Annotated in this window: 1 protein-coding gene; it reads left to right on the top strand. The window is 31.3% G+C overall.

Annotation, left to right across the window (positions count from 1 at the left end):
- Nucleotides 1-78 precede the first annotated feature (78 nt).
- The gene (locus IDG45_RS13690; RefSeq protein WP_001807150.1) at nucleotides 79-1,398 is read left to right on the top strand and encodes an ISL3-like element IS1181 family transposase; all 1,320 of its coding nucleotides are present in this window, start codon (nucleotides 79-81) and stop codon (nucleotides 1,396-1,398) included.
- The last annotated feature ends 73 nt before the right edge of the window (nucleotides 1,399-1,471 follow it).

Raw genomic sequence — 1,471 nt, 5'->3', positions numbered from 1 at the left:
TTTTTTAATACACAAAAAGCGCAATTGCCTCTATAATTTAAAGTGACCAAACCCAAACTAAAGGAGACAAGTGCGCCTATGTGTAATGATACCTTAGAATTACTAAGAATAAAAGATGAAAATATAAATTATATAAACCAAGAAATTGACGTCATTATCAAAGGAAAAAAAGCAACAGTGGTTAATGCTGTACTAACGTATAAGCCTTCGGCCTGTTATTGTTGTGGTGTTAAAAATGAAGGACAAATTCATAAACATGGTAAGCGTGTTTCTCGTATTACTTTACTTAAAACTCAAGGGTATAACACATACCTCAACTTAGCTAAACAACGTTTTAAATGCTTAGAATGCAATGGCACTTTTACTGCTAAAACATCAATTGTTGATGAGTCGTGTTTTATCTCAAGATGTGTTACTCAAAAAGTTATAGAAGAAGCTACTAAAGTTAAAACAGAGATTGATACTGCAGAAGACAACTGTATCTCTCCATCTACTGTAAGTCGTATTAGAACTAAAGCGGCTAATTCATTGCGAATTAAACCGTTTAATTGTTTGCCAGAACACATCGCTATGGATGAATTTAAAAGCGTTAAAAATGTAACTGGGTCAATGAGTTTCATTTTTATAGATAATGATACTCATGATGTTATAGATATTTTAGAAAATAGAACTACAAGATTCTTGCGTGCCTATTTCGAGCGATTCGATTTAAAAAATCGACAACAAGTTAAGACGGTTACTATTGACATGTATGAACCCTATGTCCGATTATTTCGCGACCTATTTCCTAATGCGGCTATTATTTTTGACAGATTCCATATCGTTCAACATTTAAATAGAGAACTTAATAAGTATCGTGTACAAGTTATGAATGAATACCGTAATAAAAAAGGACCTAATTATACAATTTTTAAGAATAACTGGAAAGTTCTATTGATGGATACTAGTAAAACCATATTTAGTAAATACAGATGGAATAAATCTTTTAAGGCTTATAAACGCTCATCTGACATTGTAGAATTCATGCTTTCAAAAGACGATATACTACGACACTCCTACGAACTTGTCCAAGGATTACGAAAAGACCTAAGGTTATGTAATTGGCCTAAATTTATTAATCGTTTAAATTCAGTTAGTAAAAAGTCTGTGAGTAAGGGTGTATGGAAAGTGGTTAAATATTATAGAAAACATCAAAGGATGTTAAGAAATACAATTTATTACCCAGCATTTAATAATGGTGCTATAGAAGGAATTAATAATAAGATAAAATTAATCAAGCGAATTTCTTTTGGTTACAGAAATTTCAACAACTTTAAAGCACGTATAATGATGATTTTCAGCTTGTACAAAGGAGAAAAAAAGAAGACAACCAAGCCCAATAATGGACTGGCCGCCTAATAATAAAAACTCTAAAAGTTGTAATTTAAAATAGTTCTTTAAATTATATACCCACCACATTTGGTGGAGAACC

It is taken from the genome of Staphylococcus sp. EG-SA-10 (genome assembly GCF_017151945.1).
GTDB lineage: Bacteria > Bacillota > Bacilli > Staphylococcales > Staphylococcaceae > Staphylococcus > Staphylococcus aureus.
Note: the sequence above shows the minus strand (reverse complement) of the source record. Positions and strands in the feature narration are given on the sequence as shown.

What these genes read in the sequence shown, in the direction of transcription:
- IDG45_RS13690 (WP_001807150.1), top strand. Translation starts at nt 79, where the DNA reads ATGTGTAATGATACCTTAGAATTACTAAGAATAAAAGATGAAAATATA.